Raw genomic sequence first — 5,335 nt, 5'->3', positions numbered from 1 at the left:
GCATCGCTTTATATGGCGCATCCCTATGGTCGGTCGATCATTGGCTGGCGCCATGAAATGGAAAAACTTTCCACCGAAGATGCACTTGAATTCTATCGCGACTGGTATGCGCCCAATAATGCCATTCTGGTTGTTGCCGGCGACATCACCATGGATGAGCTGCTGCCGATGGCCGAAAAATATTATGGTGTCATCCCGCGCGGTAAGGACATGACCCGCAACCGTGTTCAGGAACCGGTTCAGCATGCCCCGCGCAAGGTAACCATGCGTGACCCGCAGGTCGGTCAGGCATCCTGGTCGCGCTATTATCTTGCACCGTCCTATAATACCGATGCGGCTGATGCCGCGCCGCTTGATGTGCTCAGCGAAATCATCGGATCGGGCACCACCAGCCGCTTCTTCAAGGCGCTTGTAGTTGATCAGGAAATCGCCTCAAGCGTTGGCACCTTCTATGACCCGGTCGCGGTCGATCTGGCAAGCTTCGGTGTCTATGCCGTTCCGCGTGGCGATGTCGATCTGGCCGACCTTGAAAAGGCGGTCGAGGCCGAAATTGCCAAGGTCGTTGCCGACGGTGTGACGCAAGATGAACTCGACCGCGCCAAGCAGAAGCTGCTTGATAGTGCGGTCTTCGCCCGTGATTCGTTGTCGGCCGGTGCGCGTGTGCTCGGTCAGTCACTTGCGGTCGGTTTGACCGTGGATCAGGTCGAAAGCTGGCCGGATCGGATTTCGGCCGTGACGGTGGATCAGGTCAATGACGCTGCCAAGCGCGTCTTTGATGCCAAGAAATCCGTTACTGGCTGGCTGATGCCGCCCGAAGGTGGCCCGGTCACGGGCGCTGGTGCGGCTCTTCCGATCACCTCTGGCGAAGGAGTGCACTGATATGAACAAGTTGTTTAAACAGATTGCCGGTGTGGCCTTTGCGACAACGCTTGGCTTTGGTTTTGCGCAACAGGCCAAGGCGGTCGAGGTACAGGAAGTGATTTCAGACGGCGGCATTCGCGCCTGGCTGATCGAAGATCACATGAACCCGCTGATGACCATGGATATCGCTTTTACCGGTGCGGGGGCGGCAACTGATCCGGATGGCAAGCTTGGCTTGGCCAACATGGTATCGGGCCTGATTGATGAAGGTGCAGGTGCCATGGACAGCCAGACCTTCCGCAGTGAAATGGAAAACCGGTCGATCGGTCTTTCCTTTGATGCCGGGCGTGATGATTTTGCCGGATCGCTCACCACGCTAACGCGTGAACGCGATACCGCGATTGATCTGTTGCGTCTGGCCCTGTCAGAGCCGCGCTTTGATGACGAGGCGGTTGAACGTATCCGTGCACAGGTTGTTTCAGGCCTCAAACGGGCCGAAACCGATCCGCGTGATATCGCCAGCCGCACGTTCTTTGCCTCGATCTTTGGCGATCATCCCTATGGTCGGCCGGTCTCAGGCACGCTGGAAACCGTGGCCGGTTTGAACGCCAATGATTTTCGTGGCTTCGTGCGCCGCGCCTTTGCCAAGGACAACCTTATTGTCGGGGTTGCCGGTGATATCACTGCCGAAGAACTTGGTCCGCTGCTCGACGAGGCCTTTGGGGCGTTGCCCGCGAAAAGCGACCTGCCCAAGATCGCCGATGTCACGCCGACCTATGGCGATATCGACGTGATCGAACAGGACATCCCGCAAAGTCAGGCAATTTGGGGCCAGAAAGGCATCGAACGCCAGGATCCGGATTTCTATGCGGCCTATGTGATGAATTACATCCTTGGCGGTGGCGGTTTCTCATCCCGCCTGACTGAGGAAGTCCGTGAAAAGCGTGGATTGGCTTATGGCGTTTACAGCTACCTCGCCAATCTTGACCATGCCGACATGATGATGGGCGGGGTTGCCACGCGCAATGACGCGATTGGGCAAAGCCTGTCGCTGATCAGTACCGAATGGACCAAGATGAAGCAGGACGGCATTGATCAGGAAGAACTTGATAATGCCAAGGCCTACCTCACCGGGGCCTTCCCGCTGCGCTTTACCAGCCTTGGCAACCTGTCGGGCATGCTGGTCGGCATGCAAAAGGAAGACCTTGGCATGGACTTCCTTGATCGTCGCAATGACATGGTCAATGCCGTCACGCTTGATGACGTCAACCGCGTGGCAGCAAGTCTGATGGACCCGGCCAATGTTACAGTCACCGTGGTCGGCAAGCCGGAAGGTGATCTGACCTTCTGATCGCAGACGAGCCATTGGGCCTTAAAAGTTACAAAGCGCGGTGAAAGGGATTTCGCCGCGCTTTGTGCTTTGATAGGTTCATCCCAATCAAGACAAACATCACGAGCACCGCCTTCATGACCCTGCGCGTCCTGCCACAGAACCTGATCAACCAGATTGCCGCCGGTGAGGTGGTCGAACGTCCTGCGGCCGCGCTGAAGGAACTGGTGGAAAACGCGTTGGATGCCGGGGCGACCAAGGTGGATGTCAATCTGCGCGATGGCGGTCGGACATTGTTATCCGTTACCGATGACGGCAAGGGCATGACGCCGGAAGAACTGGCACTGGCCGTCGAACGCCACGCGACATCCAAGCTGCCCGATGATGATCTGTTTAACATCGGTTTCATGGGTTTTCGCGGCGAGGCCTTGCCATCGATTGGGTCGGTGTCGCGCATGCGTTTGACCAGCCGGGTACGCGGCTCTGAAAATGCCTGGACGCTGGCGGTGGAAGGCGGGGCCAAGGGCGCACCGGAACCGGCCGCCCATCCCTATGGCACACGGGTCGAGGTGCGTGATCTTTTCTATGCCACACCAGCGCGCCTGAAGTTCCTGAAAACCGCGCGGACCGAACAGATGTATGCGCGCGAAATCATGGATCGACTGGCCATGGCGCGCCCGGATGTCGGCTTTACACTCAGTGGTGATAACAACAAAACCATCCTGAATTACCCGGCCTGCGAGGGTGATTTGTTTGATGCCCGTCTGAAACGGCTGGGCGCGGTGATGGGCCGCGAGTTTCAGGACAATGCCCTTCAGATCGAGGCAGAGCGTGAAGGCATCCGCCTGACCGGCTATGCCGGGGTGCCGACATTGAACCGTGGCAATGCCCAGATGCAGTTCATGTTTGTCAATGGCCGTCCGGTCAAGGACCGGCTTCTGCAGGGCGCAGTGCGCGGCGCCTATCAGGATTTCCTGGCGCGCGATCGCCATCCGTTATTGGCGCTGTTCTTTGAGCTTTCCCCGCGCGATGTTGACGTCAACGTCCATCCCGGCAAGACGGAGGTCCGCTTCCGCGATCCCGGCATGGTGCGTGGCCTGATTGTCGGCGCACTCAAACATGCGCTGGCCGGGGCGGGGCATCGTGCCTCGACCACGGTGGCCGATATAGCCTTGGGGGCGGTGCGCCGCGAAGGTGAGGGACCCTCACTTCCTTATGGCGGTGGCGCACGAAGCGGCGGCGGGAGCGGATTTAACATCGGACATTATCAGCCAAACGTGCCGGGCCATGCGGCGATTGAGCGCAATTATGCCGCCCAGTCCCCGATGGAAAATCAAGGAAGCTATGGCGGTCTGTTTGATCGCGGGCGCGAGTTTGGTGGATCGGGTGGTAGCGCTAACATCGCAGGCGGCGAGGGCGGTTTTGCGGCCGCCGCGGCGGCAGCCCTTTCGGGTGGCTATGACGCTGCCGCACCGTCTGCGCGCATTGATAACATCGCCGATGAAGGCAAGTTTGTTGATCATCCGCTGGGGGCTGCGCGCGGGCAGGTCCATGCCAACTACATCATCGCCCAGACCCGCGATGGTCTGGTGATTGTCGATCAGCACGCCGCACACGAGCGCATTGTCTATGAACGCATGAAGGCCGACTTGGCCGAAAGCGGCGTGAAGCGACAAGGGCTGTTGCTGCCCGAAGTGGTCGAACTCGATGAAGCATCTGCAGATCGCATTGCCGACCGGGCAGACGAGTTTGCCGAACTGGGTCTGGTGATCGAGCCGTTTGGCCCCGGTGCGATTGTTGTCCGCGAAGTGCCGGCCATGCTGGGAAAGGTTGATGTCAGCGCACTGGTGCGTGACATGGCCGATGAAATTGCCGAGCTGGGTCAGGGCATGGCGCTAAAAGATCGGCTAATGTATGTCTGCGCCACCATGGCGTGCCACGGTTCGGTTCGGTCCGGGCGCAAGCTAAATGCCGATGAAATGAACGCACTTCTGCGCCAGATGGAAGCCACCCCGCATTCAGGCCAATGCAACCATGGCCGCCCGACCTATGTTGAGCTTAAGCTTAACGACATCGAAAAGATGTTTGGCCGCAGGTAGGAAAACAGATGGCGGCGATCACGCTTCATATCGCGACCCTTGACGATGCCCCGGCCATCCGTGCCTTGTTTGCGCGGTCTTATGCGACGTTTCTGGCCCATGACTATGCGCCGGAAATGCTTGAACGCGCCATGCCGTTTCTAACCTTTGCAAAGCCCGAGTTATTAAGTTCAGGCACCTATTACATCGCCAGGACAGAGGCCGGCGACGTTGTTGGCGCAGGCGGCTGGACGGCGGTTCGGCCCGGAAGCCGGGATGGTGATGTCCAACCGGGTCTTGCCCATGTCCGGCATTTCGCCGTCGATCCCGATCACGCGCGCAAGGGCATTGCCAGTATGCTGTTTGATCGCTGCGTAAGCGACGCCAAGGCATCGGAAAATGTCACGCGCTTTGAATGCTATTCAACGCTCACAGCCAGGCGGTTTTATGAATCACTTGGCTTTCGGGTGATCGGTGATTTCGAAGCGCCTTTTGCGCCGGACTTCCGTTTTCCCAGCCTGCATATGGTCTGTGATCTCGACTAATCGCGCAGCTTCAGGTCGTGGGGCAGGCGCGTATTGGCGTTGACGCGTGCCCGCTGGATCTGCTCGGCAAACAGCCCGCGCGTGCCGCTCAGATCCGCATCGCGGAAATCCGTTCCGGCCAGATTGGTGCCGCTCAGGTCACAATTGACCATCTTGAGACCCCGGAAATTGGCATTCGACAGGTCCGATCCCAAAAACACCGTGTTGCGCATCATAGCCTTGCTAAACCGTGCGCCTGAAAGGCGGCTTGCGGCCAAGTTGGCGTTGTCCAGATTGCTTTCACCAAAGTCAGCGGCAACCAGGTTGCACCGGCGCAAAACCGCATCCTTGCAATTGGCACGATGGAAACTGGCAAACGGCAATCCACACCGGCTGAGATCAATGCCTTCCAGCTCGGCCTCGCGCAGATCGGCATGTTCGATGGACATCACCGCACCTTCGCGCCCGCCGGTATCCACCCAAAGCTTGTGACTGATCAACGCCGCGTGCAGGTCAATCTCGACGAGTTCCTCGTCTTCTGC

The 5,335-nt window shown here is 58.6% G+C and carries 5 protein-coding genes; 4 read left to right on the top strand and 1 reads right to left on the bottom strand.

What is annotated here, in order from left to right:
- The 4 genes from B3Z49_RS10455 to B3Z49_RS10440 form a co-directional block, all read left to right on the top strand.
- Positions 1–879 (top strand): M16 family metallopeptidase (locus B3Z49_RS10455; RefSeq protein ID WP_296990621.1); only part of this gene is annotated, 879 nt, incomplete at its 5' end.
- A 1-nt stretch (position 880) separates the two neighbouring features.
- Positions 881–2,212: a M16 family metallopeptidase gene (locus B3Z49_RS10450; protein ID WP_296990619.1), complete on the top strand. Its 1,332-nt coding sequence runs from the start codon at positions 881–883 to the stop codon at positions 2,210–2,212.
- Between the two features lie 116 nt (positions 2,213–2,328).
- Positions 2,329–4,290 carry a DNA mismatch repair endonuclease MutL gene (mutL, locus tag B3Z49_RS10445; protein ID WP_296990617.1) on the top strand — a complete coding sequence of 654 codons (1,962 nt, stop codon included), beginning with the start codon at positions 2,329–2,331 and terminating at the stop codon, positions 4,288–4,290.
- Between the two features lie 8 nt (positions 4,291–4,298).
- Entirely contained in the window at positions 4,299–4,814 is a 516-nt protein-coding gene (locus B3Z49_RS10440; protein WP_296990615.1) for a GNAT family N-acetyltransferase, read from the top strand.
- Here the strand turns inward: B3Z49_RS10440 and B3Z49_RS10435 are convergent.
- A partial coding sequence (locus tag B3Z49_RS10435) for a pentapeptide repeat-containing protein (protein ID WP_296990613.1) occupies positions 4,811–5,335 on the bottom strand: 525 nt, incomplete at its 5' end. The two genes, B3Z49_RS10440 and B3Z49_RS10435, sit on opposite strands and share 4 nt — an antisense overlap.

The organism is Thalassospira sp. UBA1131 (assembly GCF_002311515.1).
Lineage (GTDB): Bacteria > Pseudomonadota > Alphaproteobacteria > Rhodospirillales > Thalassospiraceae > Thalassospira.
This window is presented reverse-complemented; position numbering and strand designations above follow the sequence as displayed.

Coding starts and splice junctions, on each gene's coding strand:
- B3Z49_RS10450 (WP_296990619.1), top strand. CDS start 881: ATGAACAAGTTGTTTAAACAGATTGCCGGTGTGGCCTTTGCGACAACG.
- mutL (WP_296990617.1), top strand. CDS start 2,329: ATGACCCTGCGCGTCCTGCCACAGAACCTGATCAACCAGATTGCCGCC.
- B3Z49_RS10440 (WP_296990615.1), top strand. CDS start 4,299: ATGGCGGCGATCACGCTTCATATCGCGACCCTTGACGATGCCCCGGCC.